Below are 18273 nucleotides of genomic sequence, written 5' to 3'. Positions count from 1 at the left end.
GGTCCTGTGGCGAGGCCGCACGCACGAGGGTCGCGGCCGTGCCGGCCGCGTCCGCCGCGCGGCAGGCCAGGGCCTGTTCCGCACGCTGGCTCTCCAGCGGCTCCTGCAGCAGCACCGACACGCCCGGGTGCCCCGGCGCGCCGGCCAGCCGCGCCAGCGCCGCCGCCATGCCCGCGGGCCACGTGGCCACCGCCACGGCAGGGTTGGCCTGCCAGGCGCTCCAGGCCTCGGCCTGCGCCGAGCTGCGGGCCACCAGCAGCACGGCGTGTCCGCGTTGCAATGCGCCGCGCAGGGCCTGGTCGATCAGCGAGCGGCTGTGTTCCCCATCCCGTCCGTGCAGGGCCTGCACCGGCCAGGCACGCGGCGTCCTGGCGGTGTCGGGCACCAGCAGCCGGTAGGTCTGCCACAGCTCGCGCCGCAGCCCGGCAAGGCACGGCGCCACGCCGCCCAGGGCTTGGTAGCGGTTGAAGAAGCCTTGCACGCTGGTGCGCTCGACGGTGCGTGCCGGCGGCGAGGGCTCGCGTCCCTCGTGGGCCTCGACGGCCTGGGACAGGCCGAACCAGCCCACGCCCGGCGGCAGCCGCTCCAGCAGGCGCTCCGCCGTGAACTCGACGCCCTGCTCGCGCAGCACGTAATGGACGCCGCGCCGCAGATGCCGGCGCACGTACAGCGCCTGCGCCACCAGTTCCTGCCGCCGCTCCGGTGCGCGCCATAGCGGCGGCAGCGAGGCCGCGAACGCTTCCAGGCGCTCGTGTCCTGGGTCCGTGAACGCCACGGCGCCGTCCGCACTGGCTCGCCAGTCGTCCTCGCCGAGCGAGGCGGCGAAGTCCCGCGCCAGGCGCGCGGCCAGGGGCAGCTGCAGGCCGTCGTCGGCCACCGACAGCACCAGCGGCGCCAGCGCCTCGTCGGCCAGCACGCTGTCCAGGTCGTCGATGAGCGCCGTGTGCAGCCCGCGCGTCAGCAGGCGCGACGCACCGCCGGCCAGCTGGCGCAACGCCCAGCGCAGCCGCGCGTGGACGCCACCGCGCAGCCGCAGGTCGCGGCAGTGGTCGGTGATGAGCCGGCGCGCCGTGGCGTAGACGACATCGGCCCGGTAGGCCGCCAGCAGCTCCGCGGGCGGCGTGTCCGCCACGGCACAGTCCACGCTCACGCCGCAGCGCGCGTACAGCGGGCGCAGCGCGTCGGCCGCCTGGCGGGCCACCGTGTCGCTGGTGACCACGACATGGCAGGGCCGTCCGCTCCAGCCGGCCAGGACGGCCGCCAGCGCCAGCGCGCGGTGCCTGGCGGCAGCGCTCTCGACGGCCAGGGCCTGCCGCCGGCCCAGGGCCCAGGCCTGCCCCAGTTCCTCGTTGCTCGCACGCTGGCCCAGCGCGCGTTCGCAGGCGAGGGCCAGCCAGGGCAGGGCCTCGGCGTGGGCCAGCGCCTGCGCACCGGGCTCGCCGCGCACGGCCGCGCGGCGGCACGCGGCGCGTGCCTGCTGCAGTTGCCAGCTCAGTTCGTCGTCGCTGCATCCGGCCGTGTCCCTGCACCACAAGATTTGCAGCGCCTCGGCGTGGCGTTGCGCCTGCCTGGCCGCCAGGCGGCGCGAGAAGGGCAGGTGGTGCCACCAGGCGCCGTGTGCATCCGCGCGGGCCGGCGTCCACCAGCGCTCGGCGGCGGACGGGGCGGCTGCGGGTGTCACAGGTCGTACCTCGTCTGCAGCAGTTGCCGCAGCGCGGTCGTGGCGCGCGCGAGCAGCGGCCGCGACGGCAGCTCCAGGCGCAGCACCCCTGAGAGCCCCTGGTAGGCCGCCGCGGAAGCCTGTCGCTGGTCGGCGAACTCCGCATGCATCTCGAAGAAGGGTTCCGTGGTCGTGGTGCCGCTGGCGTCATCGGCCCGCACCGGCACGTTGCCGCCGCCGAAGAAGCCCAGCGCGGGCGACACCAGGCGCTCGCGCCTGTAGGGCAGCAGGGTGAGCTGTCCCACTTCCAGCGTCTGCCCGGGCTGCGTCACCAGGCGCAGCTCGCCGTGCAGGTCGCGCAGGCTGAACAGCTCGGCGGCCTCGGGTTGCGACAGCACGGCCGAGAAGCGCAGCCGCGAGCGGTCCACGACCTCGCCCAGGTTCTGCCCGCGCTCGATCCAGGCGCCCACGCGCTCGTGCAGCGCGGGCGCGACCCATTCGCCGTCCTGGGCGGCGCGGAACTCCAGGCGCTGCGCCAGGCCTTCCAGCTCGGCCAGCCGCTGGCGCAGGTCGGCGATACGGCGCTCCAGCGGCGCCACGTCGGCCGGCGCGCGCAGCAGGGCCTGGCGTGCCAGGGCCTCGTGCTCGGCCACCTGCAGCCGCGTGGTCGTGATCGCCAGATCCAGGTCCGGGTTGGACAGCCGCGCGATCAGCTCGCCCGCGCGCAGCGTCTGCCCGTGTCGCGCTGCCAGCTCGACCAGGCGGCCCGGCGTTTCGGTATAGAGCACCATGCCGTGGTGGGCCTGCACCACGCCCGGCAGCCGTACCCGATGCGGCAGCGGCACGACCGCGATGACGAGGTAGCCCGCCAGCCCCAGCGCCGCCACGGCGGCCAGCGCGCGGCCGCGGCCGCGCTGCAGGGCCGGGCCGCTGAGGTGCGCCAGCAGCTTGCGCAGCGGCATCACCACCAGCGCCACGGCGGTGGTGGCGGCCATCACCAGCCCGACCGCGAACCACTGGTCCAGCACGAACATCACGATCGAGACCGAGATGCTGATGCGGTAGACGAAGGCCAGCGCGCCGTAGACCGTGAACCAGCCGCGCTCGCTGCGGTCCGTGGCCGGCTCGGCCGCCGTCCGCTGCCCCAGCACCCAGCGGCTGCCGTAGTACAGCCACTGCTGCTGCGCCTTCTGGTAGAGGTTGGGCATCTCCACCAGGTCGATCAGCACGTAGTAGGCGTCGAAGCGCACCAGCGGGTTGCCGTTGAACAGCAGGCTCGATACCGAGCCCACCACCATCACGTTGAAGGCCAGGCTGTTGAGCAGCCCCTCGCCGGTGTGGGCCCAGACCAGCGCGCCCAGCGCTGCCAGGAAGAACTCGGCCAGGATGCCGGCGGCTCCCACGTGCGCCCGCTGCCACTTGCTGCGCATGCCCCAGCTCGCCGAGGCGTCCACGTAGGGCAGCGGCGTGAAGATCAGGAACATCACGCCCAGCGTCGGCACCTGCCCGCCGTAGCGCTTGCAGACGAAGGCGTGGTTGAGCTCGTGCAGCACCTTCACCAGCGTCAGGCTGGCGTACAGCCACGGCAGGTTGGACAGCGACAGCAGGCCCTGGCCATGCTGCGCCAGCGCCTCGTGGTGCTGCAGCGCCGTCAGCAGCCCGGCCAGCACCACGCCCGCCCACACCAGCCAGGCGCCCGGGCCCGTCAGCAGCCGCACCAGCGGCAGCAGCCGGTCGAGCAGCCGCTCAGGGTTGAGCAGCGGCACGCGCACGAAGAGGAAAGACATCCACTTGCCGAGGGTTTCGCGCTGGCGGTTGCGCCGTCCGCGCTCGTAGATCGCCTCGTGGTGCGCCCAGCCGTGGAACTGCAGCAGGTTGGACAGGTGCAGTTGCGACAGCAACCGCACCACCTCGTCCTGCCCCGGCGTCTCCTGGGGACAGGACTGCGCGAGCTCGCGCCAGACCTCGTCCACCGTGCGCTCGGTCGTGAGCGCCTTCAGGAAGGCCCAGGCCTGCGGGCGCACGCGGAAGAAGCGGTGCGAGTAGGCGTCTTCCAGCACCAGCCAGGGCTCGCCCCGGTAGCGCTGGTACTGCACCTTGACCGTGGGCAGCAGCGCCACGCGGGCGTCGGCCACCTGGTACCAGGAATCGCTGAAGGTTGCGCCGGCCATCGTCGTCTCTACCGCTCCCGCCGCATGCTCACCACCACAGCGCCAGGCGCACGGTGTCCACCAGGCGGTGGGTCAGGATCCAGGCCACGTTGCGCTCGCCCGCGTCGATGCGCACCGCGCCGCTCATGCCGGGGCGCCACCACGCCTCGGGGGCCGTCGCCAGTTCCGCGCGCACCTGGAAGTGGTTGCCCTCCTGTCCCTTGGTCTGGGCCACCGGCACCACGGCCGTCACCTTCAGCGGGATGGCCTGGTCGGTGCGGCCCACCAGCACCAGCTCGCCTGTGGCCCCGGGATGGACCTGTGCCGCGTCGCGCTCGGACACCTGCACCACCGCGTACAGCCCCTCGATGCGCGCCACGCGGTAGAGCTTGTCGCCCTTGCGCACCGGCGCGCCCTGCAGCTCCTTGCGCTCGCCCTCGACCACCACGCCGTCGAAGGGCGCCAGCTGCACCGCCTGCGCCAGCATTTCGCCCACGCGCGCCAGGCGCGCCTGCGCCTGCGCCGCGCGGGCGGAGGCGATCTCCAGCTCCGCCAGCGCGCCCGCCGCGCGCGCCTTGTCGGCCTCGGCGGTGTAGCGGTTGAGCTCGGCGCGCGCATCGATTTCCTGCTGGCGCAGGTCGCGCGTGTCCAGCGTGGCGAGCACCTGTCCGGCGCGCACGGCCTCTCCGGCGCTGGCCCGCGCCTCCTCGATGCGGCCGTCGAACTGCGCGCTGAGGATGCGCGTGCTGTCGGTGGCCATCTGGCCGCTGGCGTGGATGCGGTAGTCCCAGCTCGCGAGCAGCGCGTACAGCACGAACAGCCCCAGTGCCACGGCCAGCGCCTTGAGCACGGCGTGCTCAGGGCCAAGCCAGCTGCGCAGCTGCGCCAGCGCGGCGTCGCGCAGGCGCAGCGGCCAGGCCCGCTCGCGCGCGTGCAGCACTTCCAGCCACGGCAGCATCAGCTCCAGCGCGGGCTGCAGCGCCCGCGCCAGGCCGGCGCCCGGCGCCTCGCCGCTGAAGCCCAGCAGCAGCACCGCCTGGGCCGGGCCTTCGCCCTCGCCCTTGCACAGCGGCAGCGACAGCAAGTGCACATCGTCCAGGGCCTGCTGCAGCAGCGCGTGCGCGGCCAGCGCGCCGGCGGGCGCGCCGCGGGCCAGGCTGATGGGCGTGTCGTGGTCCAGCGCCTCGTCCAGCGCGTCCTCGGTCAGCACCACCTGGTGGCTGCGCCGGTCGAAACGCTCCAGGTGGCTGATCGCCACGGCTTCGATGCCGGTGGCGGTGCGCCAGCCCAGCACCACCTGCGAGGCGCCGCAGTGGGCGCTCAGGGCGTTGACCAGGGTCAGCGTGGCACTGCCGAAGCGCTCGCACTGCATCACCTGCGCGCTCAGATCCAGCACCCCGGCCAGATCGGCGCCGGGGCGGGCCGGCGCCGTATCCGACGGCACGGCCGCCGCCGGGGCGGGTGCCGAGGGCAGGTCGGCCACCAGCTGGGCCCGCAGCAGCAGCTCGTTGAGCTGCCCGCGCTCGCGTTCGTCCAGCTGCAGCAGCGCCCAGCCGCCGGGCAGCCGTGGCAGCCGCACGCAGGCCCACCAGGCGTTGCGGCCGTCGGGCAGCCGCCTGGGGCAGGCGGCATGGCCCTGCGCCTGGGCGCGGGCCGTCAAGGCGTCGAGCTCGTCCTGCCAGGCGGCCTCCTGCGCCTGGTCCGCGCCCTGGGCGCCGGCCGAGCGGCCCAGCACGGTCCAGGACGCGTCCCGTTGCTGCAGCAACCACGCCGCCTGGGCCCGGCACAGGCGCTGCAGGCTGTCGGCGAAGCGTGTCCAGTAGCCCTCGCTGCCCGGCGTGAGCGCGCGCAGCGCCTGGAACGAACCGATGACCTCGCGCGCGCTGGGCGCCGCGGCGGCCGCCGCTTCCGTGCTCACCGGGCGGCTCCGGGCAGTTGCAGGTAACCCTTGACACCCGCGGGCACCCGGGCGTCGGCGTTGGCGAAGCGCACGCGCAACTCGACCAGGCCGCTGGCCGGGTCCACGGCGGGCGATACGAAGACCAGCTCGCCCTTGACCTCCGGCAGGCCGAGCGCGGGCTCGAAGCGCACGGGCAGCGTCGTGCCCGTGCGCAGGCCACGCGCCACGGCGGCGGGCACGTTGGCGCGCAGCTGGCACACCGACGCGTCCACGAGCTGCACCACCGCGTCCCCCGGCTTGGCCCACTCGCCGATCTCGATGTCAACCCGCGTCACGATGCCGCCCACGGGCGCCAGCAGTTGCCGCAACTGGCGCTCCTGCTCGGCCCCGTGGAGCTCGATGCGCTCGCGCTTCTTCTGCGCCTGCAGTTGCGTCAGGCGCGAGCGGGCCGTCACCACGTCCAGCTCCACCCGCGCGGCCTCCTCGCGGCTGACGGCGCCACGCGTGCCCTGCAGCTTGCGCATGTCCTCGTTCAGCGGCTCGACGATGCGCAGCCGCTCCTGCGTGGCGTGCATCTCGGACTGGTCTTCCAGCATCACCTTGCGGCGCTGCTCCTCGGTGGCCTGGATGCGGTCGTCCAGCGCCAGCAGCGCCTGGCGCGCCTCCACCCGCTTGCCCGGCTCGACCAGCACGCGCGAGACGATGCCCGGCACCGGCACGCTGAGCGTGAGGTCGTGGCGCGGGTAGACGATGCCGACGTACTCGGCAGCCAGCGCCTGCTGCGACGTGGCCGCCATCCAGGCCAGGCCCAGGCCGGCGGCCAGGCGCGCCCAGGCCCCGGCTCGCATCGGATGTTGCATATCAATCCTCCAGGCGCACATCGTGTGTGCTCAGCAGCGTGCCCTGCGCCATCTGCAGCGCCACGCGCGCCAGTGCCAGCCGTGCCTGCGCATCGGCGTGGCGCAGCCGCGCCTCCAGCGCCTCCATCTCGCGGCGCAGCAGGCGGTTGAGCGGTGCGATGCCCACGGCGAACTGCTGGCGCTCGGCTTCCAGCGTGTCCTCGCGGGCCTGCACTTCGGCGCCCGCCTGTGCCAGCTCCTGCTGCGCGGCGGCGAACTGCGCGCTGCGGCTGTGCAGGTCGTTGGACAGTGCCTGGCGCACGGACGAGCCTTCGAGCTCGGCCTGCTCGATCTTGAGCGCCTGGGCCCGGTACTGGGCCTCGGCGCGCGGGTCGTGGCCGAAGGGCATGTCCACCGCCACGCCGACATACCAGTCGGGATGTCCGCCGCGCACGGCGTCGCGCGTGGATTCGCGCGGCCCGTAGGCCAGGCCGTTGGTGCTGTAGCTCATCTGCAGGTCCACGCCCGGCTTGCGGCGGTCGTTGGCAAAGCGCAGCCGCAGCTGGGCCTGGTCGCGGCGCAGCTGGGCCACGCGCCACGCCGGCCAGCTCTGCAGCGCGGCGTCCAGCGGCATCTCCGGCACGGCGGACGCCACGGCGTCCTGCGGCGGCACGACCAGGCGCCAGCCCTTGTCCTCGGGCGGCAGGTCCAGCAGCGTGCGCAGCCGCGCCTCGCCTTCGGCCACGGCCTGCGCCCCGCGCGCGAGGTCGGCCTCGCGGCTGGCGACGGTGGCCTGAGCCTCGGCCTGTGCGCCGGGCGCCAGGCGGCCGCCGTCGACGCGGGCCTGCACGTCGGCCAGCAGCTCGCGGGCGTTGGCCAGCGACTGGCCGCGGATGGCCTGTGCCGCGTAGGCGCGCTGCAGCTGCCAGAACGCGGTGAGCGCCTCGGCGCCGATGCGATGGAGCTGCTGGCGGTACTGCCAGGCAGCGATCTGGCGCTCGGCGTCGGCCACGCGCAGGTCAGTCTCGACCACGTCGCGCCCGGCGCCGCGCCACAGCGGCTGGCGGATGGTGAGCACCAGCGCGGCGGTGCTCTCGCGATCGCTGCGGGCCAGCGGTGCCGCGGCGATCACGTTGTTGATCTTCTGGTTGGCGCGCAGCCCCAGCGACAGCTCCGCGCCGGTGGGTGCGCGCATGCGCACGCCGGTCTCCGCCGCGCGCACGCGCTCGTCCAGCGTCGTGACCTGGCCGAACAGCGCCGCGAGCTGCTGCTCGACGGTGCGCTGCAGGTGCCGGCCTTCGATGCGGGCGTTGGCGTACAGCGACGGCCGGTACAGCCCCGTCTCGGCCTGGAAGCCCTCATCGGCGATGCGCGACTGCAGCCGCGAGTAGCTCACGTCGGCGTTGTGCACGAGCGCCAGCTGCAGCAGCCGGCTGGGATCGAGCTCGGGCGGCTGGGAAGTTGCTGCCGCACCCGGGACCTGCGCGCTGACCAGGCAGGGCAGCGCGGCGAGCACGGCGGCCCGCCCGAGTCGCAGCAAACGCGGAAAAATCATGACTACTGGGGCAATGGCTGCCACGGCGAGCACAAAAAAATGCCGTGCCCCCGCGTGCGTCACGCGGGGGCGCGGCAGGCAGGCCGCGGCCTGGGAATCAGTTGGCCGAGGCCGGGGCAGCGGCGTTGCGCTTGTCCTTCAGCGTCATCAGGCGCTCGATCTGGGCCAGCGAGATCAGCTGCGCGTAGATCGCGGGCAGATAGCGCTTGGCACGCAGCTCCAGGAAGCGCTCGTCGGAGAGGTTGTTGAGCCGCTCCTCGTTGATGACGTAGCAACCGGCAATGTTCTTGACGCGGTCGTTCTCGCGCACGCGCATGTTCAGCGGCGTGAGCATGTTGTTCTGCGCCAGGAACTTGGCGAACTCGCGCGTGAGCGCGTCCATCTGCTGCAGCTCCGACAGGTAGCGCTTGACGTTCTCGATCACCTGCGTGGGCTCACCCTTGTCGTCGAACAGCGCGGCACCCTCGGTGTCGCTGACGAGCTCGCTGGCCTCGTCGATGCAGATCGTGAACTGGCCCTCCTGGTCGGTGCTGGCCAGCGCGAAGGGGTAGCGGCGGATGATGGCCGGCACGTAGGACGCTTCCCACTTGCCGCCTTCGCCCACGAACAGGTTCTCGCCTGCGTCCAGGCCCAGCAGCGCGACCGGGCGGAACTCGTCCTGGGCCTTGTCCTCCAGGAACACGATGGGATAGACGGCTGAGGCGCGCGCGAACTCGTGCATCGTCACGTAGGCGATATGGAACTGCGACGCAAAGCTGAAGCCGTTGATCTCGCGGATCTTCTTCTGCGCATGGCGCTCGCGATTGACGGGGACGACTTTTTCGAACATGGGTACTCCGGGCAATGGGAAAGCGTCAACGACAGGCGGCCGGCCTGTCCGGCGCACCACCATGGTGTGAGGTGGCAACTTCGCGGGATTGCGTGGCTGCCTCGGCAGCCAACCCGACACGGCCATGGGCGCGTTGGAGAAATCCGTCGCACCGGGCCGCCTTGTGTTGACGACGGGGCCACTGTAGCCGCGAGCCCGACGTTAAGATCACTAAGTAATGCGGCCAATTTCTCGCTATTTCCCACCGGCTGCGACTTAACGTGTCCATTCCGCTGTCCCGCCCCGACTTGCCTCCCCTCGATGCCCTGGTTCCGATGTTGAAAGACATATGGGAGAGTGGGGTCGTGAGCAACGGCGGCCCGTATCACCAGCGCTTCGAGCAGGCGTTGCGTGATCAACTCCAGGCCAGGCATGTGAACTTGTTCACGAATGCCACCCTGGGCCTGATCGCCGTGCTCAAGGCGCTCGGCCTCCAGGGGGGAGAGGTGGTCACGACACCGTACACCTTCGTAGCGACTGCCAACGCACTGCGCTGGGCCGGGCTCACGCCGGTGTTCGCCGACATCGACCCGCACACGCTCAACCTCGATCCCGCCGCCGCACGGGCGGCCATCGGTCCGCGCACGGTGGCCCTGCTGCCGGTCCACGCTTATGGTAACCCTTGCAACCATGAGGGCCTGGCGGGCCTGGCCGGGCAGTATGGGCTCAAGCTGGTGTATGACGCCGCGCCGTGCTTTGGCGTGCGCGTGGGCGGGCGCAGCGTGCTGGCCCAGGGGGATGCGTCCGTCGCCAGCTTCCACGCCACGAAGGTATTCAACACCTTCGAAGGAGCGGCGGTGGTGTGCGCCGACGCGCGCGTGAGCGAACGGCTGGCCCGGCTGCGCAACCATGGCCTCGATCCTCGGGTCGCTGTCGAGGAGCCCGGCCTCAATGCCAAGATGAGTGAATTCAATGCGGCGCTGGGCCTGCTGCAGCTGGAGCGCGTGGCGCAGGCGATCGAGTGCCGCCGCGAGATCGACCGCCGCTACCGTCAGGCTCTGAGCGGTATCCCGGGGATCGAATGCCTGGCCCTGCCCGCCGGCGTGGAGCTCAACCATGCCTACTTCCCGATCTTCGTCGGCACGGGCTACCCGTTGGGCCGCGACGCGCTGTACCAGCGGTTGCAGGATCACGGCGTGGATGCGCGGCGCTACTTCCACCCCCTGGTCTGTGACCTGCCGGCCTACCGGTGCGGGTCGGTGCGCCAGGATGGCCTGGTGGCGGCGCGCCGTCGCGCGGCCGAGGTGATCTGCCTGCCCATTCATCCGGCCTTGACGCGGGCGCAGCAGGACTTCGTGATCGAGCTCATCGCGCACCCCCACGGCACGCCTGCCGTCCGGGCGGAGGTGGCGTCGTGATCACCCCCGCGAGGCCCGGCTCCCGGGCGGGCGATGCCGTGCCCGGCCCGTTGGCAGGAGCGTGCCTGGCGCAGGTGCGGCAGTGGCGCAGCCAGGGGCAGCTGCAGCGGGCCCAGGTGTTGTGTCAACAATTGCTGAGCCGACAACCGGCGCTGGGGGACGCGTGGCATGAGCTGGGCCTCATCGATTGCGCGGCCGGACGCCATGGGCTGGCGGTGCAGCGCTTCGCCCAGGCGGCGCGCCATGCGCCGAGCGACGCCGTGCTGGCGGACCTGGGCGCGGCGTTGCTGGCCACGCGCGAGCATGAGCGTGCCGCCGCGATCTGGCAGGAGCTCGTGGCGCGCAGTCCGGACGTGGCTTCCCACCACGCCAACCATGGTGTAGCGCTGGCCCGGCTGGGGCGGCTCGGCGAAGCCGTCGCCTGCTACCGCCGCGCGCTCGCGCTGGAGCCTGCGCTGCCGGGCGTGCGCAGCAACCTTGCCAGCGCGTTGCGCAATCTGGGCGACCCGGAGGGCCTGGCGCTGCGGGAATACGAGCGCGCCCTGGACAGCGCACCGCACGACCACCGGCTGCGCAGCAACTGGCTGTATGCCAGCAGCCACCAGGCCGACCTGCCACCGGCCGAGCTCTACCGGCGCCACCGCAGCTACGGCACGGCACTGGCCGGCGTGCCGCGCCTGCCCGAAGTGCGTCCCGACCCGGCGCGGCCGTCCCGGCGTCGCCTGCGCATCGGCTTCGTGTCGGCGGACCTTCGCAACCACGCCGTGGCTTTCTTCATCAGGCCGGTGTGGCAGGCCATCGACCGCTCCCGCTTCGAAGTCTGGGTGTATGCCAACAGCCCGGTGCGGGACGCGACGACCTCGGCCCTGCGCGCCCTCTGCGATGCCTGGTGCGAGGTGCATGCCCTCAGCGACGAGGCGCTGGCGGCGCGCATCCGCGCCGATGGCATCGACGTGCTGGTGGATCTGTCCGGCCACACGGCGGGCAACCGGCTGCCGGCATTCGCCCGCAAGCCCGCGCCGGTGCAGGCCAGTTGGATCGGCTACCCCTGCAGCACCGGCCTGCCGGCCATCGACTACCTGTTCACGGACGCCTTCATGGCGCCGCCAGGCGCGGTCGATGGGCATTTCGTGGAGAAGCTGGTGCGCCTGCCGGCCGCCGTCTGCTTCCAGCCGCCGGCCTCGGGACCCGAGGTGGGCCCGCTGCCCGCGCTGGCCAAGGGCCATATCACTTTTGGCAGTTTCCATCGGCCAGCCAAGCTCACCGAACGCTCACTGGCGCGCTGGGCCGCCGTGCTGCAGGCCGTGCCCGGTGCCGTGCTGCTGCTTGGGCCCTGCGACGATGCCGAGATGCAGGCGCGGCTCCAGGCGCGCTTCAAGGCCCACGGCATCGGGGCCGAGCGGCTGCGTCTGCAACCACGGCGACCGCTGGCTGAATACCTGGCGCTGCACGGCGAGATCGACCTGATGCTCGATGCCTGCGAGTTCTCCGGGGGCACCACTTCGGCCCACGCTCTGTGGATGGGCGTGCCCGTGCTCACGGTGGCCGGCGAGGCCATGCCCGCGCGGCAGAGCGCCGCCATCCTTCATCACCTGGGCCTGGGCGACTTCATTGCCGAGGATGAGCCGCGGTTCGTGGAGCGGGCCGTGGCATGGGCCGCCGCACGGGAGGAACTGGCCTCGATTCGCGCCACGCTGCGGCAGCGCATGCGGGCACTGCCGTTGCTGCGGGAGCACCTCGTCATCCGGGGCTTCGAACGGGCGGTGGCCTGCGCGTGGCAGCGCTGGCGCGACGGCCTGCCGGCGGCGGCCATGACCGTCAGCGCCGATGCCACCCGCTGCGAGGCCCACGAACCCGACCGAACGCCATGACATCGGCTGCCTGGAACATTCGCGCGCTCGCCAGCCCGCCGGTGGCGGCCGTGGACGAGCGCATCGTGCTCATCGGTGCCGGCGCGCTGGCACGCGACGTCGTGGAGGTGGCAGGCGTCGATGCCTTCTGCGGCGTGTACGTCGATCCCCGCTTCGAGAGCCCGGGCCTGCCCGGGCTGCCGGTGTTGCGCGATTGGGCGGCCGTGCGCGCCGTGGCCACGCACTATGCGCTGGGCTTCCTGGACACCGCCCAACGCCCGGCGGCGCATGCGGCCGCCGCGGCGGCCGGACTGCTGCCGGCCTCGCCCATCGTCTCGGCGCGCGCGGTCGTCTCGCCGCTGGCATCGCTGGCGCCCGGCTGCCTCGTGGGCCATCACGCGGTGATCGGCGCCTGCGCGCGCCTGCAGCGCGACACGCTGGTGATGCACAACGCCGTCATCGGCCACGACTGCGAGATCGGTGAAAACACCGTCGTGTTGCCGGGGGCCTGGATCGGCGGCTACGTGCGCATCGGCTGCGGCGGCTTCATCGGCGCCAACAGCGTGATCTCGCCGCGGCTGCGCCTGGGCCGCAACGTGATGCTCGCGCCCGGCGCCGCGTGCCTGCGCGACGTGCCCGACGACATGCTCGTGATCGGCAATCCGGGCCGTTTCACGACGCGCCCGACAGCCTGAAAACCCATCCGGACGGGCGTGCGCCGTGGCCGCCAGCGCGGCCACGGCCGTTTTGTCTCAAGCCGTGGTCAGACCGCTTAGGAATCTAACAATGCTGTGTCCCAGACCGTGCATTAGTTGACGCCAGGATTTCAATTTTGCGCCTTTGATTTGAAACAATTGCGGGCCCCTACGCTGATGGAGTGGTGCGCCTGGTCCTGGGCGCCACTGACTCCGCAACGAAAGAAGTCCTGTGAGCGCATTGTTGAAGAAGCCTGTCCGTCGTCTGGCCCGCCGTATCCGCGATGCGTTCCGAATGGAAGCCCTGGAACCCCGGGTGCTGCTGTCGGCCGATCCGGTGCTGGGAGCCGCCCAGACGGTGCTCGTGCCCGACGAGCGGCATGACCAGGCGCTGGTCCAGGCCTACGACTTCCCGGACGCGGCGCAAGCCGCGGACGTGTCCGGGGCGGCGCAGCTGGCGGACTTCGGCAACCTGGTGAGCCCGGAGCTGTTCCAGCAGATCCGCTCCGAGCAGGCTGCGCTGCGCAAGGCCTCGCTGGCGCAAACCTTCTCGGTGGACGCCACGGTCTTCGACCTCGGGCAGCTCGCGCAGCGCACGGGCTTCATGGAGAGCGAGCTCACGGTCGCGGCCAACGAGGAGCTCAAGGGCAGTGGCACGATGAACGTGTCGCTGCTCAACACCGGGCTGGTGAGCCCGGGCTACTCGCCGGGCGTGCAGAGCTTCCAGTCTCTGGTTCAGACCGGGAACGCGACGCTGCAGATCGAGATCGGTGGCTCCGCGCCGGGCAGCGGCTACGACCAGATCCAGGTCCAGAACACCGCGACGCTGGACGGCACGCTCGCCGTCAAGCTGCTCGACGGCTTCAAGCCCACGGACGGCCAGGTCTTCGACGTGCTGACCTTCGGCGCGCTGCAAGGCAGCTTCGCCAACGCCACCGGGCTGCTGGACGCGGGCAACGGGCTGTACTTCGAGGTCCGCACGACCGACCACGCGCTGCAGTTGGTGGCGCACCAGCTCGACGTCTCGACGGCCTTCATCGTTGACGTGCTGCACGACGGCGCGGGTGCGCAGGCCGACAGCCTGGCTGACCGCATGGGCCTGTGGCTCAACTTCGACTACTTCAAGAACAACAGCAGCTTCGCGTTCACGGGTTCGCTGGACCTCGGCAGCGGGCTGAAGCTCACGGGCACGTTCTCGACGGCCTACAACGCCGATGTCGCCATCGGCGGCCACGACTACGCGATGTGGCAAGTCGGCCTGGCCGACGGCACCGGCTACCTGGGCCTGGACAGCCTGGACCTGGGCAAGCCGGGCCTGTCCTTCGCCGACGTGGACTTCGGCCTGCTGCTGCTCGACGACAACACGCTGGGCAGCGACCTGGGCTACGTGCTGGGCACCGGCCTGGCCGGCGGCATCAATCTGTTCGGAACGAGCCAGCTGAGCCTGAGCGCGCAGACGCTGACGCTGGACTTCGCGCTGGGCACCGGCAGCCTGGCCGGGGGCGCCCCCAACGACGCCATCATCGACCTCTCGGCCTATGCCCAGAGCGTGACGGTGGCCGGCACCACCTACGTCTTCAACGCCGACGGCCGGCTCGGCGAGCACGCCAGCGCCAGCGGCGACGTGACCCTCGTGGCCGGTGCCGTGACCCTGGAGGGCACGCTGGGCGTGGCCGCCTCGGCATCCAGCCTGGTGCTGGCCGGCAGCGACGTCAGCGTGCATTTCGGCGCCGGCGGCGTGGAGGTGGGGCTGGAACGCGCCAGCTTCGGCCTGGTGCTGCTGGCCGACGGCACGCTTGCGCTGGAGGCCTCCGGTGGGCTCGCGCTCGATGGCGGCGACTTCGCCTCGGTCAGCGCGCAGGCGGCGCTGCTCAAGCTCAACACCACCGGCGCCGACCAGAGCGAGCGGCTGCTGTCCTTCGGCGGCTTCCAGTATCGCTTCGGCCAGCTTGGCATCGGCAGCGCCCCGGTGGTCAACGTCACCGGACTCAAGGCACTGATCGGCGGCTCGCTGGGCCTCAGCGGCAATTTCGCCTTCGAGCGCGACGCCGCAAGCGGGGCGCTGGAGATGAGCTCCTCGTCGGCCGGCGTCTCGCTGCTGGCCGGCTCGCTGGGCGCGGGCGTGCAGGACGCCAGCCTGGGCCTGGTGCTCGACGGTGCCAACGGCCTGGTGCTGGAGGCCCGGGGCGCGCTGTCGGCGAACCTGGGTGAGGACGTGTCGGTCTCGGCCGGCCAGGCCAGCGTGCGCTGGAACACCACCGGCTCCGACGCGGGCGGGCGCCGCATCGACGTGGCCGGTGCGTCCTACATGTTCGGTGCCGACCTGTCGGCCGGGCTGCAGGAAGTGGCGCTGTCGGATGCGCTGCTGCGCACGGCCGGCTTCTTCAGCGCGCGGGGCGATTTCGCCTTCCACCGCAGCAGCGCCACGGTGCGTTTGGCCCATGACGTGGCCGGCACGCCGGAGGACGAATCGGTCGCTGGCGTGCTGGTGGACCTGCTGACGCTGGGCGGGCGTGGCCTGTCGGCCACGGCGGGCATTGAGGGCGGCCCGGCCCTGTCGCTGGCGGGCGTGGAATTCGGCTTGGCGCTGATGGCTTCGCGCCAGGACGCCAACCGTACCTGGACCACTTTGCAAGCCAGCGCCTCCAGCGCATCGCTGCAAGGCGTTGACGCCCTCACCGCCACGGGCACGAACCTGTCGGTGGCCGTCAACCGTGCGGGCAAGGCCGGCGACGCGGTGGTGGACTACGCCGCGGGCCGCACGACCCTGTCCGTGGGCACGGGTGTGAACCAGGCCCTGGCACTGAGCCTGGATGGCGCGCAGGGCGCGCTAGTGCGTGCCGGTGGTGATCTGACGATCGCCGTCACGGACTTCGTGCAGCTGTCGGGCCGCATCGATTTCAGTGTCCAGGGACAAGGGGCGGGGCAACAGCTCATCGCCGTGGGCGCTGGCGTGACGGCGCAGCTCAGTGCAGGTTCTGCGGCTTCGCTGAAGCTCAAGAGTGCCGATTTCGGCCTGCGCACGGACGCGTCGGGCGTTGCGACCTTCGAACTGGGCGGGGGCACGCTGGAGGCGTCCATCGGTGGCTTTGCCAGCCTGAGTGCGGATGCGGTGCAAGTGCGGTACGCCAGCGTTGGCGGCGGCGTGAGTGAGGGCGAGCAACTGCAGGTCGGAACGACCAGCTACACCTTCGCCAACGCGATCGCGGCCGGCACGGTGGCGTTCCAGCTCAAGGGCCTGTCGGCCAGCGTGAGCGACTTCGTGACGCTGTCGGGCGACGTGGGCTTCGCCAAGTCCGGCAACACGCTGGTGGCGGTGGGCTCCAACGTCTCGGCGCAGCTGAGCGCCGGGTCTGCCGCGTCGCTGAGCCTGAGCAATGCGAACTTTGGCCTGCGTGCGGGTACGGCGACGGTGTTCGAGCTGACGGGCGGGACGCTGACGGCCAGCATCGGCGGTTTCGCCAGCCTCAGTGCGGCCTCGACGATGGTGCAGTACGCCGGCGCGGGCGCCAGCGTGAGCGCGGGCACCACGCTAGGCGTGGGCAGCACGAGCTACACGTTCGCCAAGGCGATCGCGGCCAACACGGTGGCGTTCCAGCTCAAGGGCCTGTCGGCCAGCGTGAGCGACTTCGTGACGCTCAGCGGCGACGTGGGCTTTGCCAAGTCCGGCGGCGAGCTGGTGGCGGTGGGTAGCAAGGTCTCGGCGCAGCTGAGCGCGGGTTCGGCCGCATCGCTGAGTCTGAGCAACGCGAATTTCGGTTTGCGCGCGGGCACGGCCACGGTCTTTGAGCTGTCGGGCGGGACGCTGACGGCCAATATCGGCGGCTTTGCCAGCCTCAGTGCGGCCTCGACGATGGTGCAGTACGCCGGCGCGGCCGGCGTGACGGCCAACACCGCGCTGTCGGTGGGCAGCACGAGCTACACGTTTGCCAAGGCGATCGCGGCCAACACGGTGGCGTTCCAGCTCAAGGGCCTGTCGGCCAGCGTGAGCGACTTCGTGACGCTGTCGGGCGACGTGGGCTTCGCCAAGTCCGGCAACACGCTGGTGGCGGTGGGCTCCAACGTCTCGGCGCAGCTGAGCGCGGGCTCGGCCGCGTCGCTGAGCCTGAGCAACGCGAACTTCGGCCTGCGTGCCGGTACGGCCACGGTGTTCGAGCTGTCGGGCGGGACGCTGACGGCCAACATCGGCGGCTTTGCCAGCCTCAATGCGGCCTCGACGATGGTGCAGTACGCCGGCGTGGGCGCCAGCGTGGCGGCCAACACCACGCTGTCGGTGGGCAGCACGAGCTACACGTTTGCCAAGGCGATTGCGGCCAACACGGTGGCGTTCCAGCTCAAGGGCCTGTCGGCCAACGTGAGCGACTTCGTGACGCTGTCGGGCGACGTGGGCTTCGCCAAGTCCGGCAACACGCTGGTGGCGGTGGGCTCCAACGTCTCGGCGCAGCTGAGCGCGGGCTCGGCCGCATCGCTGAGCCTGAGCAACGCGAACTTCGGCCTGCGTGCCGGTACGGCCACGGTGTTCGAGCTGTCGGGCGGGACGCTGACGGCCAATATCGGCGGCTTTGCCAGCCTCAGTGCGGCCTCGACGATGGTGCAGTACGCCGGCGCGGCCGGCGTGACGGCCAACACCGCGCTGTCGGTGGGCAGCACGAGCTACACGTTCGCCAAGGCGATTGCGGCCAACACGGTGGCGTTCCAGCTCAAGGGCCTGTCGGCCAGCGTGAGCGACTTCGTGACGCTCAGCGGCGACGTGGGCTTTGCCAAGTCCGGCGGCGAGCTGGTGGCGGTGGGTAGCAAGGTCTCGGCGCAGCTGAGCGCGGGTTCGGCCGCATCGCTGAGCCTGAGCAACGCGAACTTCGGCCTGCGTGCCGGTACGGCCACGGTCTTTGAGCTGTCGGGCGGGACGCTGACGGCCAACATCGGCGGCTTTGCCAGCCTCAGTGCGGCCTCGACGATGGTGCAGTACGCCGGCGCGGCCGGCGTGACGGCCAACACCGCGCTGTCGGTGGGCAGCACGAGCTACACGTTTGCCAAGGCGATTGCGGCCAATACGGTGGCGTTCCAGCTCAAGGGCCTGTCGGCCAACGTGAGCGACTTCGTGACGCTGTCGGGCGACGTGGGCTTCGCCAAGTCCGGCAACACGCTGGTGGCGGTGGGCTCCAACGTCTCGGCGCAGCTGAGCGCCGGGTCTGCCGCGTCGCTGAGCCTGAGCAATGCGAACTTTGGCCTGCGTGCGGGTACGGCGACGGTGTTCGAGCTGACGGGCGGGACGCTGACGGCCAGCATCGGCGGTTTCGCCAGCCTCGGTGCGGCCTCGACGATGGTGCAGTACGCCGGCGCGGCCGGCATGACGGCCAACACGGTGCTGTCGGTGGGCAGCACGAGCTACACGTTCGCC

Annotated in this window: 10 protein-coding genes; 4 read left to right on the top strand and 6 right to left on the bottom strand. The window is 71.8% G+C overall.

The window, feature by feature from the left end:
• The 6 genes from Q0741_RS08060 to Q0741_RS08035 form a co-directional block, all read right to left on the bottom strand.
• On the bottom strand, positions 1-1681 hold a 1681-nt coding region (locus tag Q0741_RS08060), incomplete at its 3' end, for a hypothetical protein (protein ID WP_298232681.1).
• Entirely contained in the window at positions 1678-3831 is a 2154-nt protein-coding gene (locus tag Q0741_RS08055) for a hypothetical protein (protein ID WP_298232680.1), read from the bottom strand. The genes Q0741_RS08060 and Q0741_RS08055, both read right to left, overlap by 4 nt.
• Before the next feature lie 28 nt (positions 3832-3859).
• Positions 3860-5728: an efflux RND transporter periplasmic adaptor subunit gene (locus tag Q0741_RS08050; RefSeq protein WP_298232679.1), complete on the bottom strand. Its 1869-nt coding sequence runs from the start codon at positions 5726-5728 to the stop codon at positions 3860-3862.
• Positions 5725-6570 (bottom strand): efflux RND transporter periplasmic adaptor subunit, encoded by an 846-nt coding sequence (locus tag Q0741_RS08045; protein WP_298232678.1) that lies wholly within the window; start codon positions 6568-6570, stop codon positions 5725-5727. Before Q0741_RS08045 ends, Q0741_RS08050 begins: the two co-directional genes overlap by 4 nt.
• 1 nt (position 6571) lies before the next feature.
• A complete protein-coding gene (locus Q0741_RS08040) occupies positions 6572-8104 on the bottom strand; it encodes a TolC family protein (protein WP_298232677.1) in 1533 nt (510 codons plus the stop codon).
• A 97-nt stretch (positions 8105-8201) separates the two neighbouring features.
• Positions 8202-8933 carry a SapC family protein gene (locus tag Q0741_RS08035; RefSeq protein WP_298232676.1) on the bottom strand — a complete coding sequence of 244 codons (732 nt, stop codon included), beginning with the start codon at positions 8931-8933 and terminating at the stop codon, positions 8202-8204.
• A 314-nt stretch (positions 8934-9247) separates the two neighbouring features.
• Between Q0741_RS08035 and Q0741_RS08030 the strand changes: the two genes are divergently transcribed.
• The 4 genes from Q0741_RS08030 to Q0741_RS08015 form a co-directional block, all read left to right on the top strand.
• A complete protein-coding gene (locus tag Q0741_RS08030) occupies positions 9248-10330 on the top strand; it encodes a DegT/DnrJ/EryC1/StrS aminotransferase family protein (protein ID WP_298232682.1) in 1083 nt (360 codons plus the stop codon).
• The gene (locus Q0741_RS08025; protein WP_298232675.1) at positions 10327-12201 is read left to right on the top strand and encodes a tetratricopeptide repeat protein; all 1875 of its coding nucleotides are present in this window, start codon (positions 10327-10329) and stop codon (positions 12199-12201) included. Before Q0741_RS08030 ends, Q0741_RS08025 begins: the two co-directional genes overlap by 4 nt.
• The gene (locus Q0741_RS08020) at positions 12198-12875 is read left to right on the top strand and encodes a hypothetical protein (protein ID WP_298232674.1); all 678 of its coding nucleotides are present in this window, start codon (positions 12198-12200) and stop codon (positions 12873-12875) included. The genes Q0741_RS08025 and Q0741_RS08020 overlap by 4 nt, the downstream gene beginning before the upstream one ends.
• 232 nt (positions 12876-13107) lie before the next feature.
• Positions 13108-18273 (top strand): LEPR-XLL domain-containing protein (locus Q0741_RS08015; protein WP_367184082.1); only part of this gene is annotated, 5166 nt, incomplete at its 3' end.

This window comes from uncultured Azohydromonas sp., assembly GCF_937926365.1.
Taxonomy (GTDB): domain Bacteria; phylum Pseudomonadota; class Gammaproteobacteria; order Burkholderiales; family Burkholderiaceae_C; genus Azohydromonas.
The sequence above is the reverse complement of the archived record's forward strand: the minus strand, read 5'-3'. Positions and strand labels throughout refer to the sequence as shown.